The following is a 17,819-nucleotide window of genomic DNA, read 5'->3' on the forward strand; positions in this document are numbered from 1 at the left end:
ATCAACACAACAAACTATACTCCACCAGCAGCACCCCATCTTTCCGCCAACGGATCCAGCCGGTGGGTTGAATGCGATCGGCAAGCGCATGGGTGCGCACCAGCAGCCAATCGCCTTGCACGGCCAGGGGTGCGAGCAATGTATTGGCGCCATCCGCCAGCACACCGGCATGGTCCAGCGGTTTCACGCGGATCGGGTTCGCAGCGGGACCCAAGGTCTCCACCGCCGCCACGCGCAGCATGAACTCCGGCCAGAGCTGCACTTCGCCCTGGGTGCGCTCCACCCAAACCGTGCGTCCTTCTGCGGCGTGTACTTCCACTTCTACCCAATTGGGCGACAGCGTGATGACGCGCAGCACGAGCAGGTCGTAGTCCAACTTCATGTGCGCGGGCACGAACCAGGGGGGCGCATAAGCGATATCCATGTGGTGCGGGCCTTGCGCAAAGACGAGGCTGTCCACGATGGCCGGGCGGTGCAAGGCATTGAACAGGTCGGGCGCTGTGTACATGGGCCAGGTGCCTGCCGCCATGGATGGCGAGAACATACCGATGCCCATGGCGCCGGATGCGGTGCTGGTGCGCGGCTCCATCCGCGTGTCTTTCAGTGAGGCATATTGGAAGAGGGTCGGCGTTGCGGTGGGCTGCATGTGCCGCATCCGTTCCTGTTCTTCTTGCCATTGTTCATCCTGCACGGCCTTCTGGTCCATGAAGCGTTTGGTGGACCAGCCCAACAGCACGAGCGCGACAGGTCCTGCGATCCAGAGGCCACGTACCACGACCGCGCGGGGCATCTTGCGCACGAACACGATCGACAGCACCACGACGAGCACTCCTCCTCCGAGGCCATAAGCCAGCACCGTGGCGGCACCCGCGAGGCCGTCGCTCTTGGGAACGACGAACCTGCCCAGCACCGCACCAGCGATGAGCCCGATGACGGCGGCGCTCAGCGCCAGTGCGATGCCCGGCAGGAGCTTCGATGTGCGGGTGCTGCGTTCCATCTCACGCATGGCGCATCATTGGCCCGCAGCCTTCTGCATCTGTTCGATCATGGCCGGGTCCATGCCTTTCTCCTCCATCTGGATCATCGCGACCTTCATGCCCAGGTCGGCGATACGTGGCGCATACGACTGGCCAATGGTGTTGAACTCCTGCCAGCATTTCATGCCCAACTCGCGCTCGCCACGGGCTTGTATGCGATCGCTGAGGTCCTTGGCCTTCACGGACCATTCCTGCTGGCGCGCTTCATCCACCTTCCGCGCGGCCAACATGTCCTGCAGGCCTTTCTCGTAGTCGGCCATCAGGTCGCGGAATTCACCGACCAGTGGATCGCAGGTGGTGGCCGCTTCAACCGCTTGTTCGGAGGCTGGGTCAGCGCTGGTGGCCTCGGGTGTGCTCGACGTGGACTGGCCGCATCCGGCAAGGAGGGCGATGAGCGGCAGACCGAGCAAGGTCCGCAGGGTGGGGAGGTGGTTCATGGATCAAAGGTCATGAATGTCGTTGGTGTGGCCTTCACCCATTTGGGTGGATCCGGGGCGTTGGATACAAGTGGCTCTCACGGAGGCACTGAGAAATGCCAGCATGACTGACGTATCGATCGCTCCTTTCTGGGTTGGAAAGCACGTTGGATCAATGCGGCTCTCACGGAGGCACTGAGACACGGAGAAGGCCGACATAGCGGGGACGTGGATCCACTCCGTGTCTCCGTGGCTCCGTGTGACATCCTCCGTGTGCGACCCAACCAATGTTCTTCTGCATCCGCGGAGCTCTCACGGAGGCACTGAGACACGGAGAAGGCCAGCAGAGCTAGACAACACACTCCGTGACTCCGTGGCTCCGTGTGCGAACCTCCATGCCAAAAGGTTCTCTGTATTTTTCCGACATGGATATCCCGACCATGATCTCCGTGGTGGTGGTGGAGGACGATCGTGATGCGCGTGAAGCGATCGCGGCTGTGATCAATGACGCGGATGGTTTCATTCTGCGCTGTGCCCATGCAAGCGCTGAAGAGGCCCTTGCCGCCGTGCCGGAGATCGAGCCGGATGTGGTGCTGATGGACATCCAATTGCCAGGCATGAGCGGTATTGAATGCGTCCGGAAGTTGAAGGAGAAGCTGCCGGGCACGGACTTCATCATGCTTACGGTGATGGATGATGAGGACAGCGTCTTCAAGTCCTTGGGCGCAGGTGCCACGGGCTACCTGCACAAGCACTCGGCCCCGCAGGAGGTGCTCGATGGCATCCGCGAAGTACACGGCGGCGGGTCGGTGATATCACCGGGAATTGCGCGTTTGGTGGTGCGGTCCTTCCAGCCCAAAATGGACCATGACCTCAGCCAGCGCGAAGCGGAGGTGCTCACCCGGCTCTGCGACGGCGAGAACTACCGCAGCATCGCCGAGGTGCTCTTCATCAGCACCAACACGGTGAAGGCGCACATCAAGAACATCTACGGAAAGCTGGAGGTGAACACGCGGGCGGAGGCGGTGCGGTTGGCGATGCGTGACCGGTTGGTGTGAAGATTACACGGAGGCGCGGAGGCACGGAGAATACGATCACACTCAGCTGAGATCACACGGAGGCTCGGAGACACGGAGAACACGATCTCACTCAGTTGAGAGCACACGGAGGCACGGAGACACGGAGAATACGATCACAGGCTCGCGCTGTTGAGATCACACGGAGGCTCGGAGACACGGAGAACACGATCTCACTCAGTTGAGAGCACACGGAGGCACGGAGACACGGAGAATACGATCACAGGCTCGCGCTGTTGAGAGCACACGGAGGCACGGAGACACGGAGAATACGATCACAGGCTCGCGCTGTTGAGAGCACACGGAGGCACGGAGACTCGGAGAATACGATCACAGGCTCGCGCTGTTGAGAGCACACGGAGGCACGGAGACACGGAGAATGCGATCACAGGCTTGCTCTGTTGAGAGCACACGGAGGCGCGGAGACACGGAGAATACGATCACAGGCTTGCTCAGTTGAGAGCACACGGAGGCACGGAGACACGGAGAAATACGATGCTATGGAGCATGAAAAGGAACTGACCGGGATCATTGTGGATGAGGCGTTCCAGTTGCACGCCGATCTGGGACCTGGGCTTCTCGAATCAGTGTATGAAGCGTTGCTGGAAGCACGGCTGAAACGTAGGGGCTTGCATGTCGAACGACAGAAGCACGTCGTGTTCGTTTACGACGGAATGACGTTCAACGAAGGCTTGCGGCTCGATCTGCTCGTTGAGGGGCGTGTTGTCGTGGAGCTGAAGTCGGTGGAGCAGTTCGCGCCTGTACACTACAAGCAGGTACTCACCTATCTGAAGCTGATGAACCTGCGCGTCGGCCTGCTCATCAATTTCGGTGCACCGCTGCTGAAACAGGGTATCAAGCGGATCGTGAACTGAGCAACACGGAAGAGAGGTCACACGGAGGCACGGAGAATACCATCACAGGCTCGCTCTGTTGATAGCACACGGAGGCGCGGAGACACGGAGAATACGATGCTATGGAGCATGAAAAGGAACTGACCGGGATCATTGTGGATGAGGCGTTCCAGTTGCACGCCGATCTGGGACCTGGGCTTCTCGAATCAGTGTATGAAGCGTTGCTGGAAGCACGGCTGAAACGTAGGGGCTTGCATGTCGAACGACAGAAGCACGTCGTGTTCGTTTACGACGGAATGACGTTCAACGAAGGCTTGCGGCTCGATCTGCTCGTTGAGGGGCGTGTTGTCGTGGAGCTGAAGTCGGTGGAGCAGTTCGCGCCTGTACACTACAAGCAGGTACTCACCTATCTGAAGCTGATGAACCTGCGCGTCGGCCTGCTCATCAATTTCGGTGCACCGCTGCTGAAACAGGGTATCAAGCGGATCGTGAACTGAGCAACACGGAAGAGAGGTCACACGGAGGCACGGAGAATACCATCACAGGCTCGCTCTGTTGATAGCACACGGAGGCGCGGAGACACGGAGAATACGATCACAGGCTCACTCAGTTGAGAGCACACGGAGGCACGGAGACTCGGAGAATACGATCACAGTACCTGTATTTCCTCCGTGCCTCCGTGGCTCCGTGTGAGACCGCCCGCAGCATTCCTCCGTGGCTCCGTGAGAGCCTGCCCCCCACAACAAACCACCCATTTGGGTAATGGACGAAGGAAGGCGTGAAGCCTTGCTTTGCCACTTGATCCGCTAACCATGAAGAACATCGTTACCCTCTCCGCGCTTTGTACCACGGGTGCCCTCATCGCCCAACCCAACATAACCCAGCTGAACATCCCGGTGATCGGCGATGTCGCCACCATCGGCCGCTGCTCCGATCCCATCGACAGTGTGGCGCTGAACGCCAGCGCAGGTCCCATGCAGACCTGGGACTTCAGCGGGCTCACCGAGTTCAGCGAGGAGCAGATCCTCTTCGTGGATCCCGCCTCAACGGATTTCGTTGATGACTTCCCGAACGCCACCTTCTGCGGGATCACGTGGGACGATGCATTCACCTACTACGTGGCGGGTCCTTCAGCGCTCGAGAGCGAAGGCAGCGCGATCATCATCGGACCGGGCGACACCGCCAAGTACCTCATGGACGTGGATCTTGAGCAAGTGATCGAATTGCCGTACAGCTACGGCGACCAATTCAACGATGCCTATAGCGGCACGTTCAGCGCTGCGGGTTTCCTCGGCACCATGAACGGCACTGTGGATCTGGTGGCCGACGGCTATGGCACCTTGATCCTGCCCACCGGGACCTACACCAACACCGTGCGCTACCGCATGAGCCGCGTGCAGAACAACACCATCTTCGGCAATACCACGGTGAACACGAGCGAACAATGGGCCTGGGTCTCGTCCGATCATCGCTTCTGGCTGCTGCTGATGGACATGGACTTCGACGGCTTCAGCACCAGCGAGCAGGTGTGGTATGACAAGAACCCCATTTCCGTGGGGCCGCAAACAGTGGAAGAGTCCGACCTGGCCAACGTGCGCATCCATCCGACACCGGCCGTGCAAGGCAGTACCGTCATCATTGCGGGCATCGCCAACGCTGGCTCCCTCAGGGCGGAGGTGATCGATGCGCTCGGCCGCACCGTACTGGTCACCGCGATCGGCCAGACGACGATCAGCACCGATGGACTCGTTGCGGGCACCTACGTCGTGCGCTTGTCGTCACCTGGCAATGCAATGGTCACAACAGCGCGCCTCGTCATCCAATAAGCGACACTTCTTCCGATCCCTCACGGCCATGCGTCACACGCTCATCGCACTGTTGCTCCTTACCGTCGGCGCGTCGAATGCCCAGGACGCCAACGGTTGCAAGGACCATCCGCTGATCACGCGCTACCCCGGTGCGACACTCGCTTGGTGCGAAGAGATGAACCACGTGGACTACGCGATCGCACGTGGGCCGGTCACTGGCTATAAGCAGATCGATCAGTGGACGGAGGTGAAAGGCAAGCGCACGCGCATCTACTACACCATCAGCGGCACCGTCTCCTTGCGCGACCTCTACCTCAACTACCAGAGCGCGTTGAAGCGGGCGGGCGTCACCATCCTCGCCGAAGGGCAGCAGGACAAGTCCACCTCGCCGGAGGTGGGCAGCCGCACCATGATCGGCGTCCACTACGCCCGCAACGATTTCCCGCCCAGCGTAGGCATCAACCTGCTGAAGGGTTCGGCCACCAGCGCTGGCAGCTTCTACATCGCCGCCAGCATGAAGCACAACGACGTGCCGGCGCATGTGGTGGTGAGCGGCTCGCAATACACCAGCGATGTGAAGGTGCTGATGGTGGACATCATCGAAGAAGTGGCCATCGACACAGACAAGGTGAAAGTGGATGCCGAATGGATGAAGCAGCAGATCGAGGCCTATGGCAAAGTGGCGATCAACGACATCCTCTTCGATACCGACAAAGCCACCGTGCAAGCCGCTTCGCTACCCATCATCGGAGAGATCGCGCGTCTGCTGAAGTTGATGCCCGATCTGAACGTCTATGTAGTGGGCCATACCGATATGACCGGGACGCTCGAGCACAACCTCGACCTGTCGAAGCGCCGTGCTGCGGAAGTCGTGCGCCTGCTCACCGCGGAACATGGCATAGCAGCGGCGAGGCTCGATGCGCATGGCGTTGGTCCGCTCGTGCCGGTGGGCACGAACAAGACCGAGGCGGGCAAGCAACTGAACCGGCGCGTGGAATTGGTGGCGCGGTAAGCCCACCCGTCACTTGCCCGACTGCCACTGCTTGGCATCGGCCACAACGAGCGCCGATGGATCCGAAGGGCAACTGCTGCCAGGTATGGTGAATGCCGGATCAGCGCCGATCTGCATGGTGCTGCTGGTGCCGCTGGCATTCACGAAGTAGAGCAGGTTGGTGCCGGGCGTGTCCCAGCGCAAGAGCACCTGCGTGCCTGGCATCGGGTTGTTGAACTTCAGATAGTGCCCGCCTGGGGCTGTAGCGATAGGCACGGAATGGATGGTGATATCGTAGGTGTGCTGCTGTACGGTGGTCTGGTTGTTCTGCAACGTGCCATTGTACATGGCGATGCATACTTCGCTGTCGTTGAGCGTGAGCAGGATGTCGATGATCATTGGTGTGGGTTGTTGCCGAAAAGTAGAAAGTCGTTGCACAGTAGCACGTCATGTGTTTCCCGTCCGCTCAGATCATCCGCAGCAACTTCAACACCTCACTGCGGAAGCTCCGCCCGATCGGCAACCACTTGTCGCCCACGTGCAACCCGTTGTCGCTCACGGCCAGCACACGGTCCAAATTCACCGCGTGGCAGCGGTGGATGCGCTGGATGCGTTCATCGGCCACGGTGTCCAGCACTTCCTTCAGCATGCGCGGCACGGTGAAGGTGCGCGATGCGGTATACACGGTGGTGCTGTTGTCATCGGCTTCCAGGTACAGCACCTCGCTCACGGCAACGCGGCTCCATTGCCGCCCGTCGCGCACGAAGACCGCTTTGCCCGCCGGCGACATCGATCACTGTTTGATGAAGCGCGCCGTACGGGGTTCAGCTCCATCCATCCAACGCAACAAGTGCATGCCTAGGCTGAGTTCACGAACATCGATCGCTGTGACCGGCTGCGCGGTCCCCGAGAGAAGGATGCGTCCTTGCACGTCGATCACCTCGTAAGCCGCCCCGGCGACAAGTCCGGTCACGTTCAACATTTCGCTGGCGGGTATCGGGTAGAGCGAAACGACGCTATTCGACACCTCCGGTACGCTGGTATTGATATCCACCACTACCGTGATGTTGATGCTGTAGGAGCAGAAGTTGCCATCGAGCACATCGCAGCTGTAGTTGCCGCCAGCCGTGATCGTGGTGGTGGGTGAGGTGGAACCTGTGCTCCAGTTGTACGCATTGAATGAAGCGTTCAGGCCGAGCTGGTAGGGAAGATCGCTGGCGAGGATGGTGATCGTCGGTGCCTGCATCGCATTGGTGCTGGCGGTGTACTCATCGGCGCCCATGTCGCATACGGGGTTTCCGCGCGCATCGCCGTCAATGTCCGCAGCAACGACAAAGAAGTACTCGCCCATGTTGTCCACGGCGCAGTTGTTCATGTGCAGATCGGGTTGGATCGGGAACACGGGGTCGATGTCCGTATCGCCCGTGCCTTGACTTGTCCCGCTCTGGTGCGCAGCGATGGAGGTATAAGCACTACCGGCCACGCTACTGAGCGTGCCACCCGTGCTGAAGAGGCAGTTGTGATCTTCCGCTAGCACATTGCCCGCCACGTTCACGATGTAGGCCAAGCCTCCTGTGTTGTTCGCGAAGATGTTGTTGCGCACCAACGCATCCTGCCCATCGGCGAAATTGCTCAGGTGGAAGAAGGCATAGCTCTGGAACTGGTTGCCAGCGGCCACGAGCACACTGTTGTACAAGATCTTCATATCCCACAGGTTGTACACGGCAAGGCCCCACACATCGCCGGTACCGTTCACATACACCATGTTGTTGCTGATCATGTTGCCCGTGGTGTTCTGCGTGTTGCCCACTTCGATGCCCGTGCAACCGTTGGTCGCATACGCTTGGATGTCGTTGCGGCGGATCTGGCTGCCCCCATCGAAGAAGGTGGTGCGGATGGCCACGTACCAATCGCCTACGGTGGTGCTGAAGTCGTTGTCGCCGATGGAGCCGGTGCAGTGGTTCAGTTTGATGCCGGTACCGATCTGCTGACGGAATTCGTTGCCACTGATGATCACACCGCCGATGCGTGCGCCGTTGAAGCCATAACCGTCCAGATCGATCGCCGTGTTCCCGTTGAAGAAGCTGTTGTCCAGGATCAGCACGTCCTGTGGATTATTATCGGTGTTCAGGGTGAACTGGTCGCAGTGCACCAGGATGCGGTCGAAATAGGCCGAGCCCGATGGGTTGGTGCTGCCGTGGAACACGCACTGTTCGATGGTGAGACCTGAGAGCCCGTTGATGAAATGCACGGCACGCGCATAGTCGTAGTCGAGCGGACGGAAGGTGAGTTTCTCCAGCACCACGCCGTGCGGGCCCTCCAAGCGGAAGATGAAGTTGTCGGTGGTGCTGCTGGCGTCATACTCCAGGTTCACCGCCTGCGCGCCATTCGTTTCGTTGCGGAAGATGATGGTGCCCGGTGTGCCCGGCACGGCGCCCACGTTGTACTGACCCACATATGTGCCAGGCCGGATGTTGAAAGTGACGTTGCCCGTGGCACCCTGGTTCATCAACGCGTTCACCGCAGCTGTGATGGTCGCGAAATCCGGGTTGGCCCCGCCTACCGTTTTGGTGCCCGAGAGTTGAGCGCTCGCCGTGGACGATAGGGCGAGGAAGAGGAGCGTAACGATGTGCTTCATGGTGTGGTGAGTTTGTTCAAGAGGCCTTTGCCTTTCTTCAGAATGTCGTTGCCACCGGACTGTTGAGGAGCGGCCCCGCTCTGGCCCGATGTGCTCGATCCGCCGGAAGATACGGGCGCTGCATTTCCCTTGCACAGCATGCCCGGCTCGTAGCTGTTGATCCGTGCGATATCATCGGCACTGGTGAGCATCCACACTTCAAGTGCTGTGATCTTGTAGGTCTCGCCGGTCTTCTGGCCGTTCTTCCATGTGCCTCCGGCTTTCGTCAAGGCCATGCGCACATGCGCATCCTGCGTGGCGTTCCACCACTCCATCATGTCGGGCTGCTGGCTCTTCACGCCGGGATCGGGGCAGTACTGCTGCGCGTAGGTGCTCTTGCCTTTGAAAGCGTTGTTCACCGCCTTGTTCACCAGGTCGGCACCTTGGGGCGTAAGACGCGTGGAACTCCCTTCCACGAAATACACGGGTGCCAGCATGCGGATCAGGTACGCCTCGAACTGCGCCGCCGTGCCTTCGCGCAGCAGCTTGTGCGTGTGCATGAACACGTCCACATCGCGGGCAAAGTCGGGGATCGTTACATCGCCCAATGCGGCCAATGCCGCCTGGGCCTGTGCTTCCTGTTCGCGGCTGCCGATGGTCTCCATCGCGCGGATGTCTTCGGGCGAATAACTGCGCTTGTTGTCGTGCTGCACATCGCGCTCCACCGTCACCATGAACGACCGCCACGGGTCGCTCACCTTCTCGCGGTAGAAGCGCGTCTCCTGCCGCGTGCTTTCCGTGGCCACTTCCACATCACTGATGATCACATCGGCCACAACATCGAACTGCATGCTGAAGGAGAGCGGCGTGTGCCAAACGGTCTTCGGGTCGGCGGCCACCGCGATGCTCTTCAGGTCCACCATGCGGTTGTAGCGGTACTCGCCTACGAAGTCCTTCAGGTATTTGCGGGCGTGTGCCAGGATCTCCTCCCTGGTGGGCGCGGGAATACCTTCGTACTCGTTGAGACTGGTCTTCCACTCGCGGTAGCTGGGCGGGTTGCCGGTGTGGTAGCGCGCGAAGCCGTACACCACCACCTTGGCGTTGGGGAACTCCGGCACATCGGCCGGCAGCCAGATGGTGGCGCCGCGTTCCCAGAACCACTGCGCGTGCGCATCGCTCCACACCTTCTTGGTGGTGCCCTTCACCAGTTCCACCTTCAATTGCTTGGGGCTCGCGATGTCCTTCAGGATCTGTGCGTCGGTGGGCTGGGCATAGGCGGCCAGGGCGGAAAGGCAGATGGCGGCGACAAGCAGGGCGATACGGGTGCGCATGACAGTGGGTGTTGGTGCCACGAACGTGCGCGATCGCAGTGGTGAACGGGCCAGTGATCGGGTGAACGCACGGCTGGGATGGGTGAACGCTTCCTGCCGGCCCCGGGGTTTTCAACACCAACCTCTTATCACGTATCCCGGAAAACCGGGAGGCGGGCGATCCAGCGGGCGGTTAACGTTGGCCGCAACACACCACCTATGAAGACCAGCAACATCCTCACCTCCCCGCGCAACGCCGCCATAGCTGTCGCGGTGGCCGCCTTCGTCGCCGTGCTTCTGGGCTGCGGCACCAGCAACCCACCGAACGCAGGTGGGCCGGCCGCCGTGACGTACGCCGCACCACCACCACCGCCAGCCGATTCCATGCACTTGCTCGACAGCACCTACCAGCGCCTCCATGGTCTCTTCACCGCCAACTTCGATGCGGGCCGTGGGGTACCGTTGCTGCACACAGCGCAGGAGATCCCTTTCGACACCTTGCTGCAACTGGCCCCAGGAGGCCAGGGGCTGCACGCGCTGCACATCGACTATGGTCTCTCGGGCGATTCCATCCGGCTGGCGTTCTGCACCGTGGCGTTGAGCCCCACGGGCGATAGCGACCGGTTCAGCTACACAGTGGGCAGCACCGTGAAGGACTGGAACCGCGGCCGGTTCACCAACTACGACCGCACGCAGTGGCGCGCACGTTATCAGTTCGATGCTTCCAGCACTACCGTGTACTACAGCAAGGTGCGCGTACGGCACACGCCCACGGGCTCCTTCGTGGCGCTGGACCCGCACACCGATGCCGGGGCCGATGTGCTCGCCTGGGAAGACGAAGTGCTGGCACTACAGGACCAGAACGCCCAAGGGCACCCCGACAGCACCTTGCACACCGTGTTCCGTTGCATTGGCCGGCGCGATGCCGAGGCGCAACTGCGCCACGGCATGGCCCTGCACATGCGCCTAAGGGCCGTGCAGGCGCCCAATTCCGGTTACCGCGACCTGCTCGACAACAACCACTACCCCACCCGTCCATTGCACATGCACGGTGCCGACTTCGGCTCCATGAACCCGCCCGGCAACGGCTATTACGAGCTGCCCCCGCAATGACCACCGGTACCTTCGGCAGAACACCGCCCTCCCATCCTCTCCCTTTGGTCCATATGCATTGCCGCAGTAACGGTCTTCGCCTTGCTGGCCCGCGCCATGGCCCGCATGCCCGCCGACCGGTTCCATCGCTTGCTCGGCTGGTGGGTGGTGCTGGCAGCAACAGTGGAGCTGCTGGCCATGCTGCTCAACGAACTGGGCGTGCACAACGTGCTGCTCTACAACCTCTACTGGCCCGTGGAGTTCGTGCTGCTGCTGGCGCTCAGCCACGCCCTGCACCCGTGGCCACGGCCGGTGCTGCTCACGCTGAGCGGTGGCTTCCTCGCCGCATGGGCCATCAACCTGTCGCTCATCGACCCCGCCGCGCGACTGGTCAACACCTCCGTGATCATGGGGGCCTTGTTGCTCACCGCCCTTTACCTGCTGCGGCTCTGGCACCTGGCCAACACGTTGCAGGCGCGCCTGCGCAACTCGGCCGCCTACTGGTTGTGCCTTGCCGTGCTGGTGTACTACGGAGCCGCCGCACCGCTGCTGGGTTCCATCAACTACTTCCTGGAAGTGGACACCACCTTGGCGCAAGGCCTCTTCCGCATCACGCAAGTGCTGTTCCTCCTCAAGTTCGCGCTCATGGGCACCGCCTGCCTGCGCGCCCGCACACCCGTATCCACCACCTGACATGACGGAACACGCCGACATCGCCACCGTGGTCATCATCAGCGCGCTAGGCATCCTGCTGCTGCTGGGCGTGGCCGTGGTGCTGCTCATCGTGGTGCACCAGCGCCGCATGCTGCACCGCGCACAGCTGGCCGAACTGCAACTGCAGCACGCCGCCGACATCCGCGAGGTGGAACGCGAAGTGCTGGACCATACGCTGCGCGATGTGAGCCGCGAACTGCACGACAATGTGGGCCACCTGGTGACCGCCGCGCGCGTGGACGCCGTGGCCCTGATGCAGGGTGAACATGTGGACGTGGCCGCCATGGAAGACACCTTGCAGCGGGCGGCGGACGAACTGCGCCGCATCAGCAAGGGCCTCAACACCGACCACCTGCGCGACCGCCCGCTGGCCACCCTGCTGCAAGAAGAGTGCGACCGCCTGAACCGCCCCGGCAAACGCGAGGTGGTGCTGCTGGCCGATGTGCGCCACAACGACCTGCCGCCCGACCAGCACGCCGTGCTCTTCCGCATCTTCCAGGAGGCCATGACCAACGCCTTGAAGCATGCCGGCGCCAGCCGCATCACCGTTACCCTGGTGAACAACGGCGAGCTGCGCATGGCCGTGCAGGACAACGGCGACGGCTTCGACACCACCGCGAAAAGCAAAGGACAGGGCCTGGCCAATCTCCACCGGCGTGCGGCCCTCATCGGTGCGCAATGCACCATCATCAGCTCGCCGGGCAAGGGCACCACCGTTATCGTATCGCGATGAGCACCACCCCCATTACGCGCGTGGCCTTCGTGGACGACCATACGCTGGTGCGCACCGGCCTGGTGGGCCTGGTGAACCGACTGGGCGGTTACCGCGTGGTGCTGGAAGCAGACGATGGCCGCGAATTCACGAAGGCACTGCCCAAAGGGCCCAACATCGACATCGCCATCGTGGACCTCAACATGCCCATCATGGACGGCTACGCCACCATTGCTTGGCTGCACAAGAACCACCCCCACATCAAGGCGCTGGCCCTCACCTTCGATGCCAGCGAATCGGCCGCCATACGCGCCGTGCACGTGGGCGCGCGCGGTTTCCTGCTCAAGAACGTGAAACCCGCCGTGTTCAAGGAAGCGCTGGACAGCGTGCGCGATACGGGCTACTACGGCAGCGAAGAAGGATACAACGCGAACGAGGACCGGCGCTCCAACTACGAGCGGCAACAGGAGAAGATCCTGTCCGCCATCACCGACCGTGAACTGGAATTCATCAAGCTCGCCTGCGCGCCGGAGGAGTTCACGTACATGGAGATCGCGGACCGCATGAACATCAAGCCCAGTACCGTCGAGGCGCACCGCAAGCATGTCTTTGATCGGTTCCGCATCAAGAGCAAGGCGGGGTTGGTCATCTTCGCTTACCGCTGGGGCATTGTGCAGGTGGTGCAAGGGTGAGGGGTGCAGAACACCCTGCACGCGCTCAGCTTGTCGCCGTTCGATCGCCCATCGGAAAAATGCAACCCCGGCCGCGATACGGCCGGGGCTGCTGCTCCGGAGCCCTAACAGACCCACCATGGATCGGCTCCCGGGGCGCAAGGTTGTGCCTCCCCCTTGTACCACGTGCATTCCGCGCATCCCGATTTTTCAGGAGGCGCGGCACTTTTTTTCTTATCTGTTTTGCAGCGCACCAACACAAGGCCATGCACAGCACGTCCGCGGCGCCCACGGAAGTCACCGAGCAACAGCGCGTGCTGCTGCTCCAACTGCAGCACCGTTTCGAGGACGTGCCCCGCAGTGCGCAAACTGCAGCGCCGCCCGCCGGCCGCACAAGTAGCGCACCACCGGCGCAACCCGCCCCGCACGCCACGGCGGCATGAGCACCACCAACAACCTGCTGCGCCTGGCCGTGGTGGACGATCACCCCGTGGTGCGCGATGCCTATGCCGCCGTGATGGACACGTGGCCGCGCGGCCGCGTGGTGCTGCGCGCCGAGCACGGCCTCGATTACGAGCGCCAGTGCGCCGAGGTGGGCCACGTGCACATTGCGCTGGTGGACCTGGACATGCCCGTGCGCGACGGCTTCGAGACCATCCGCTGGATCGGGCGCCACCAGCCGCGCACCAAGCCCGTGGCCCTCACCGGCGATCCGCAGCCGCACCGCGTGCAACGCTCCCTGCAGGCCGGTTCGTTGGGGGTGCTCTCCAAGGCGGGCAAGGCCAGCGATCTGCTGCGCGCACTGGAGCATGTGCACCTGGCGGGCTTCCACTACAACGATCTGGTGAGCAAGGAGCTGCGCCGCAGCGTGCAGGATGCCGCCGCCGCACGCCCCGCGCCCGGCGACCTATGGGCCAAGCTCACACCGCGCGAGCGCGAGTTCGTGCTGCTGTACGCCCACCCCAAGGGCTACCACCTAACGGAGGTGGGCCAGCGCATGGGCATCAAGCCCGAGACCGCCGAGAGCCACCGCAAGAACGTGGTGGCCAAGCTGCACGCCAAGACCAGGGCCGATCTGGTGAGGATGGTGGTGGAGAACGGGTGGGGGTAGGCCCCCTCGTTCGACCGATCACGGTCATAGGCACAACCGAGCGGCGACGGAGATATGGCGCCACAGGCGCGCGACCGATGGACACCTGCTTCCCGCAGGCAGGTCCGGCGAAGCCAAGCGACAACAGCAGTGTGCACACGCAAGGTGGTGCAACGGACCCACGTTCTTGCGAACGGTCAACGGTATGCTCGTGCGTCACGCTCAGCGCGGATCGGGGCGGGGCGGGGAAACACCGGCCAGGAAATCCACGGCGATCTTGAAGATCTTCCGCGCCTTGACGACATCGGAATCCCAAAGGCCATTGAAGGCCCGTGCACAGGAAGTGTATTGCGCTTGGGGGCTGGTCTGGTAGGCAATGATGGCCTTGCACTGGTCGCGCAAGGCCGCAGTGGTCCCGGTCCCGGACAGCAACTCCCTGGCCATACCGATCTTCTCGATCGCCTCGGCCCGGCCACGGAAGATCTCACGTCGGTAGTTGTAGTCGTCCAACTTGAAGAACGCGATGGTGACCCGGGCACGCTGGTAGCCCGCTGTGCCCTTCTTCTTCTTGGGCAATGGGAACAGGCCCTCGAAATCGATGAGGTCCTCAGGGTCCTCGTCCCAGTTGCCAATGGGGAACACGAGGTAGGGCTTCTCCCTTTTCAACTTCACCGGGTCCGCACCTTTCACATCGTGCGTCTTCACGCCGATGGGGAACATGTTCGACTTCAGGTCGCCGTTGCAGCGCGCGCACGCCACGCTGTAGTTGAGCAGGTGATAGACCAGCTTGTAATACCCGGGATCCGGCGAGGTGATCGTGCTGAAGGTGAGCCCTGTGGCATCGAAACCCTTCGGGGGCTTCCAGGCCTTCAAACCGCTTTTCGGACGGAAATGCTCGATGTCCTTTTCCTTTTTCGATTCGAGCGCGCGTTCACAGAAGGCGCATTTTCCCATCTGAAGCCCATCGAACACGGGTTTCACTTCGCTCCAAATGGCCGTCTCCTTCGTGTAGCCCTCGGCATCGATGAATCCTCGGGTGCGCTCTTCGGCACGCTCTCGCCACGACTTGCCACGGCCCGTGGCACTCTTGCCGGTCGGCACGGGCAGCGCGTCCACGGCCTGCTGCAGCGCCTTCAGTGTAGTAGGGTAACGGATCATGCTTTGACCTTCTCGATACCCTTGCTCCACTCCTCAATGAGTTCCACAGCCGCCTTGCGATCTCCTCGGCTGGCCTTTTGCGACAACGCGCGCATACGCGTCTCCTTCACGTTCACCCGTGTGCTGTCCATGTCGAAGAAGGGCGTTACCAATACTTGGTCCGCATCCAACCCATGTACGGCCGTTTCAATACGCTCGGCCTTGCTCACCTTGCCCTTCATCTGGCGCAGCTTGATGATGTTCATCCACTCCAAGCTGCCCACCACCAAAGGACTGTGGCTGGTAACGATGAACTGGATGTTGGGCAGCGCTTTGGCCAGCATGGGCAGCACGCGCATCTGCCATTTGGGGTGCAGGTGAAGGTCTATCTCGTCCACCATCACGATGCCCTTGTTCCCCTTGAGCTGCTTGCCGCTGGGGCAGGTACGGTTGATGTGGTAGAGCAGGTCGCCCACCCAGCCGAGGAAGGCCCGGAAGCCATCGCTCAAGGCCATGAAGGGCACCTTGGAAACGCCATTGTTGAACAGGTATTCGCCCTGTTCCAATTTGCCATCGAAGCTGTAGCCCGTTCCCTTCAGCAGCCGGTTGAGGATGTTGCGCGTTTCGGCCAGTCTTCCTGCGTTCACGCGTGGAAGCCAGGAACCCAGGGGCACCAGGGAGTAGGCATCCTCGAAGAGGCTCTGTACCGCTTGCGCACGCGGTGGTAGTCGGTGGCTGCGGGCCCCCTCGTCGAAGCGCTCACGTTCCTCCACGCGGCGCGTGGCTCCGTAGCCTACGAAGAAGAAGGCCTCGCGTTCATTGCTGTAAATGGGTTCCCAGAGCTTCTCTTGCTCCCCGCTCCAACGCAATGGCTCGATATCGCCCTTCTGCATGATCACAGGCGCAGAGATCACCTCCGTGCCGCGCTTGTCCACACCATCCTGCTCGTGCAATCGGAAAGTGCCCTCCACTCGCGCTTCCTTGGGGCTGTGCTTGCTCGGGCGGCCGCTGCTCCGGCGCACCAGCCGATAGGTGCTCAAACGCGCTTCGGTAACGAAGGGGCCCAAAGCCGAGAGCGCCACCGCCTTCAGCACCGAGCTCTTGCCCGAACCGTTGTCGCCCAGCAAGAGGTTCACGTTCTGCTGCCGGGGCTTGGGCAAGCCCATCTGCTTCCAATCGGCACCCGGGTGCACGAATGAAAGCTCCGTGTCACGGAAGGTGCGAAGGTTCCGTATGCGCAGGTGCTTGATGTACATGTAAAGCCTCTTGTTCGCGAAAGGTAGGTGCCGGACGGCCTTCGGCCCGGGTATGCGCGCGGCCCCCGTTCATCGGTTCGCGCTCTTGGATCCGGGTACACGCATGCACTCCTTGCCGGCCTCCAAGTCCGGACCCAGGCCCCACCCTTCCAATTCCACGCCGCCGGTCGTCTTCGTATGCCCGAAGGAGATTTCCACCGTTAACAGGGCCAGCTTCAGCAGTGGCCCGGTGCTCCCAACCCCTCTCGAATGCTGCGCAACCGCGCAGCGCTGAAGAAGGGGTTGTGGTAGGGGCCCCATCGTTCGACCGTACCGCTGTCATCGGCACGATCGGGTGGCAACGGAATTATGGCGCCACAGGCGCGCCACCGATGGACACTCGGTGAAGCTGCCTGGGTACAGAAGTGCGCATCCGCGAGGTGCAGGGAGTCGAACCAACCCTTGCGCTGCACGGAGCGCATTGTTCAGCTCGTCCTACCTTCCCGCATGCGTCTCGAACTCATCACCTTGATCGTTGCCGAGTACGACCCCGCCATTGCCTTCTTCGTGGACGTCCTGGGCTTTACCCTGGTGGAAGACTCGCCAGCGACCACCAATGACGGCCGCGCCAAACGATGGGTGGTGGTGCGCCCACCGAAGGCCACCACCGGTCTGCTGTTGGCCCGCGCCGATGGACCAGTACAAGAGAAGGCGGTAGGCGACCAGACCGCAGGCCGTGTCGGCTTCTTCCTCCGGGTAGCCGACTTCGAGCGCACATACGCCCGCATGCGCGCCGCGAACGTGCTCTTCCTCACCGAGCCCCGCAACGAGCCCTACGGGCGCGTGGTCGTGTTCCGCGATATCGCAGGCAACAAGTGGGACCTGCTTGGCCCGGGATAGAAGGGGCCTTGTGGGTTGCGTGCGCGAGGCATTAAGCCATGGTGGGTTACCGGTTGCTCTGGCGCCACAGGCGCGCGACCGATGGACACTCGGCGAAGCCGAGCGTCAACCCAAGTGCGCACACGCGAGGTGGTGCAGGGGGTTTTGCCGTGGCGCGCG

General features: G+C 61.9%; 20 protein-coding genes. 12 read left to right on the forward strand and 8 right to left on the reverse strand.

The window, feature by feature from the left end:
• Nucleotide 1 precedes the first annotated feature (1 nt).
• Nucleotides 2-997 (reverse strand): hypothetical protein, encoded by a 996-nt coding sequence (locus IPJ76_07240; GenBank protein QQR88000.1) that lies wholly within the window; start codon nt 995-997, stop codon nt 2-4.
• 15 nt (nt 998-1,012) lie between these two features.
• Complete coding sequence (locus tag IPJ76_07245) at nt 1,013-1,474, reverse strand: hypothetical protein (protein ID QQR88001.1); 462 nt, start codon at nt 1,472-1,474, stop codon at nt 1,013-1,015.
• 410 nt (nt 1,475-1,884) lie between these two features.
• On the opposite strand from IPJ76_07245, the gene IPJ76_07250 reads away from it, so the two are divergent.
• From IPJ76_07250 to IPJ76_07270, 5 genes are all read left to right on the forward strand, one after another.
• Nucleotides 1,885-2,511 carry a response regulator transcription factor gene (locus tag IPJ76_07250; protein ID QQR88415.1) on the forward strand — a complete coding sequence of 209 codons (627 nt, stop codon included), beginning with the start codon at nt 1,885-1,887 and terminating at the stop codon, nt 2,509-2,511.
• A 518-nt stretch (nt 2,512-3,029) separates the two neighbouring features.
• Nucleotides 3,030-3,404 (forward strand): GxxExxY protein, encoded by a 375-nt coding sequence (locus IPJ76_07255; GenBank protein ID QQR88002.1) that lies wholly within the window; start codon nt 3,030-3,032, stop codon nt 3,402-3,404.
• Nucleotides 3,405-3,505: 101 nt separating this feature from the next.
• Nucleotides 3,506-3,880: a GxxExxY protein gene (locus IPJ76_07260; GenBank protein ID QQR88003.1), complete on the forward strand. Its 375-nt coding sequence runs from the start codon at nt 3,506-3,508 to the stop codon at nt 3,878-3,880.
• 315 nt (nt 3,881-4,195) lie between these two features.
• A complete protein-coding gene (locus IPJ76_07265; protein QQR88004.1) occupies nt 4,196-5,209 on the forward strand; it encodes a T9SS type A sorting domain-containing protein in 1,014 nt (337 codons plus the stop codon).
• A gap of 28 nt (nt 5,210-5,237) precedes the next feature.
• Nucleotides 5,238-6,203, forward strand: a complete 966-nt coding sequence (locus IPJ76_07270) for an OmpA family protein (GenBank protein QQR88005.1) — start codon at nt 5,238-5,240, stop codon at nt 6,201-6,203.
• A 9-nt stretch (nt 6,204-6,212) separates the two neighbouring features.
• Here IPJ76_07270 and IPJ76_07275 read toward each other — a convergent pair whose 3' ends face one another.
• From IPJ76_07275 to IPJ76_07290, 4 genes are all read right to left on the reverse strand, one after another.
• A complete protein-coding gene (locus tag IPJ76_07275; GenBank protein QQR88006.1) occupies nt 6,213-6,581 on the reverse strand; it encodes a hypothetical protein in 369 nt (122 codons plus the stop codon).
• Between the two features lie 67 nt (nt 6,582-6,648).
• Nucleotides 6,649-6,972, reverse strand: a complete 324-nt coding sequence (locus IPJ76_07280) for a LytTR family transcriptional regulator (GenBank protein QQR88007.1) — start codon at nt 6,970-6,972, stop codon at nt 6,649-6,651.
• Nucleotides 6,973-6,975: 3 nt separating this feature from the next.
• Nucleotides 6,976-8,820: a T9SS type A sorting domain-containing protein gene (locus IPJ76_07285; GenBank protein QQR88008.1), complete on the reverse strand. Its 1,845-nt coding sequence runs from the start codon at nt 8,818-8,820 to the stop codon at nt 6,976-6,978.
• Nucleotides 8,817-10,130 carry a hypothetical protein gene (locus IPJ76_07290; protein QQR88009.1) on the reverse strand — a complete coding sequence of 438 codons (1,314 nt, stop codon included), beginning with the start codon at nt 10,128-10,130 and terminating at the stop codon, nt 8,817-8,819. The genes IPJ76_07285 and IPJ76_07290 overlap by 4 nt, the downstream gene beginning before the upstream one ends.
• Nucleotides 10,131-10,328: 198 nt before the next feature.
• Between IPJ76_07290 and IPJ76_07295 the strand changes: the two genes are divergently transcribed.
• From IPJ76_07295 to IPJ76_07320, 6 genes are all read left to right on the forward strand, one after another.
• Nucleotides 10,329-11,222: a hypothetical protein gene (locus tag IPJ76_07295; protein ID QQR88010.1), complete on the forward strand. Its 894-nt coding sequence runs from the start codon at nt 10,329-10,331 to the stop codon at nt 11,220-11,222.
• Nucleotides 11,223-11,318: 96 nt separating this feature from the next.
• Nucleotides 11,319-11,894 carry a hypothetical protein gene (locus IPJ76_07300; protein ID QQR88011.1) on the forward strand — a complete coding sequence of 192 codons (576 nt, stop codon included), beginning with the start codon at nt 11,319-11,321 and terminating at the stop codon, nt 11,892-11,894.
• Between the two features lies 1 nt (nt 11,895).
• A complete protein-coding gene (locus IPJ76_07305) occupies nt 11,896-12,648 on the forward strand; it encodes a hypothetical protein (GenBank protein QQR88012.1) in 753 nt (250 codons plus the stop codon).
• The gene (locus IPJ76_07310; GenBank protein QQR88013.1) at nt 12,645-13,319 is read left to right on the forward strand and encodes a response regulator transcription factor; all 675 of its coding nucleotides are present in this window, start codon (nt 12,645-12,647) and stop codon (nt 13,317-13,319) included. Before IPJ76_07305 ends, IPJ76_07310 begins: the two co-directional genes overlap by 4 nt.
• A gap of 245 nt (nt 13,320-13,564) precedes the next feature.
• Nucleotides 13,565-13,741, forward strand: a complete 177-nt coding sequence (locus IPJ76_07315; GenBank protein ID QQR88014.1) for a hypothetical protein — start codon at nt 13,565-13,567, stop codon at nt 13,739-13,741.
• Nucleotides 13,738-14,409 carry a response regulator transcription factor gene (locus tag IPJ76_07320; GenBank protein ID QQR88015.1) on the forward strand — a complete coding sequence of 224 codons (672 nt, stop codon included), beginning with the start codon at nt 13,738-13,740 and terminating at the stop codon, nt 14,407-14,409. Before IPJ76_07315 ends, IPJ76_07320 begins: the two co-directional genes overlap by 4 nt.
• A 201-nt stretch (nt 14,410-14,610) precedes the next feature.
• Here the strand turns inward: IPJ76_07320 and IPJ76_07325 are convergent, their stop codons facing one another.
• Nucleotides 14,611-15,546, reverse strand: a complete 936-nt coding sequence (locus IPJ76_07325) for a hypothetical protein (GenBank protein QQR88016.1) — start codon at nt 15,544-15,546, stop codon at nt 14,611-14,613.
• Nucleotides 15,543-16,781 (reverse strand): AAA family ATPase, encoded by a 1,239-nt coding sequence (locus tag IPJ76_07330; protein QQR88017.1) that lies wholly within the window; start codon nt 16,779-16,781, stop codon nt 15,543-15,545. Before IPJ76_07330 ends, IPJ76_07325 begins: the two co-directional genes overlap by 4 nt.
• 486 nt (nt 16,782-17,267) lie before the next feature.
• On the opposite strand from IPJ76_07330, the gene IPJ76_07335 reads away from it, so the two are divergent.
• Nucleotides 17,268-17,660, forward strand: a complete 393-nt coding sequence (locus tag IPJ76_07335) for a VOC family protein (protein ID QQR88018.1) — start codon at nt 17,268-17,270, stop codon at nt 17,658-17,660.
• Nucleotides 17,661-17,819 lie beyond the last annotated feature (159 nt).

It is taken from the genome of Flavobacteriales bacterium, assembly GCA_016699575.1.
Lineage (GTDB): Bacteria > Bacteroidota > Bacteroidia > Flavobacteriales_F > PHOS-HE28 > PHOS-HE28.

What these genes read in the sequence shown, in the direction of transcription:
- IPJ76_07300 (QQR88011.1), top strand. Translation starts at nt 11,319, where the DNA reads ATGGCCCGCATGCCCGCCGACCGGTTCCATCGCTTGCTCGGCTGGTGG.
- IPJ76_07315 (QQR88014.1), top strand. Translation starts at nt 13,565, where the DNA reads ATGCACAGCACGTCCGCGGCGCCCACGGAAGTCACCGAGCAACAGCGC.
- IPJ76_07265 (QQR88004.1), top strand. Translation starts at nt 4,196, where the DNA reads ATGAAGAACATCGTTACCCTCTCCGCGCTTTGTACCACGGGTGCCCTC.
- IPJ76_07245 (QQR88001.1), bottom strand. Translation starts at nt 1,474, where the DNA reads ATGAACCACCTCCCCACCCTGCGGACCTTGCTCGGTCTGCCGCTCATC.
- IPJ76_07275 (QQR88006.1), bottom strand. Translation starts at nt 6,581, where the DNA reads ATGATCATCGACATCCTGCTCACGCTCAACGACAGCGAAGTATGCATC.
- IPJ76_07295 (QQR88010.1), top strand. Translation starts at nt 10,329, where the DNA reads ATGAAGACCAGCAACATCCTCACCTCCCCGCGCAACGCCGCCATAGCT.
- IPJ76_07310 (QQR88013.1), top strand. Translation starts at nt 12,645, where the DNA reads ATGAGCACCACCCCCATTACGCGCGTGGCCTTCGTGGACGACCATACG.
- IPJ76_07270 (QQR88005.1), top strand. Translation starts at nt 5,238, where the DNA reads ATGCGTCACACGCTCATCGCACTGTTGCTCCTTACCGTCGGCGCGTCG.
- IPJ76_07305 (QQR88012.1), top strand. Translation starts at nt 11,896, where the DNA reads ATGACGGAACACGCCGACATCGCCACCGTGGTCATCATCAGCGCGCTA.
- IPJ76_07260 (QQR88003.1), top strand. Translation starts at nt 3,506, where the DNA reads ATGGAGCATGAAAAGGAACTGACCGGGATCATTGTGGATGAGGCGTTC.
- IPJ76_07330 (QQR88017.1), bottom strand. Translation starts at nt 16,781, where the DNA reads ATGTACATCAAGCACCTGCGCATACGGAACCTTCGCACCTTCCGTGAC.
- IPJ76_07290 (QQR88009.1), bottom strand. Translation starts at nt 10,130, where the DNA reads ATGCGCACCCGTATCGCCCTGCTTGTCGCCGCCATCTGCCTTTCCGCC.
- IPJ76_07335 (QQR88018.1), top strand. Translation starts at nt 17,268, where the DNA reads ATGCGTCTCGAACTCATCACCTTGATCGTTGCCGAGTACGACCCCGCC.
- IPJ76_07255 (QQR88002.1), top strand. Translation starts at nt 3,030, where the DNA reads ATGGAGCATGAAAAGGAACTGACCGGGATCATTGTGGATGAGGCGTTC.
- IPJ76_07320 (QQR88015.1), top strand. Translation starts at nt 13,738, where the DNA reads ATGAGCACCACCAACAACCTGCTGCGCCTGGCCGTGGTGGACGATCAC.
- IPJ76_07325 (QQR88016.1), bottom strand. Translation starts at nt 15,546, where the DNA reads ATGATCCGTTACCCTACTACACTGAAGGCGCTGCAGCAGGCCGTGGAC.
- IPJ76_07240 (QQR88000.1), bottom strand. Translation starts at nt 997, where the DNA reads ATGGAACGCAGCACCCGCACATCGAAGCTCCTGCCGGGCATCGCACTG.
- IPJ76_07285 (QQR88008.1), bottom strand. Translation starts at nt 8,820, where the DNA reads ATGAAGCACATCGTTACGCTCCTCTTCCTCGCCCTATCGTCCACGGCG.
- IPJ76_07280 (QQR88007.1), bottom strand. Translation starts at nt 6,972, where the DNA reads ATGTCGCCGGCGGGCAAAGCGGTCTTCGTGCGCGACGGGCGGCAATGG.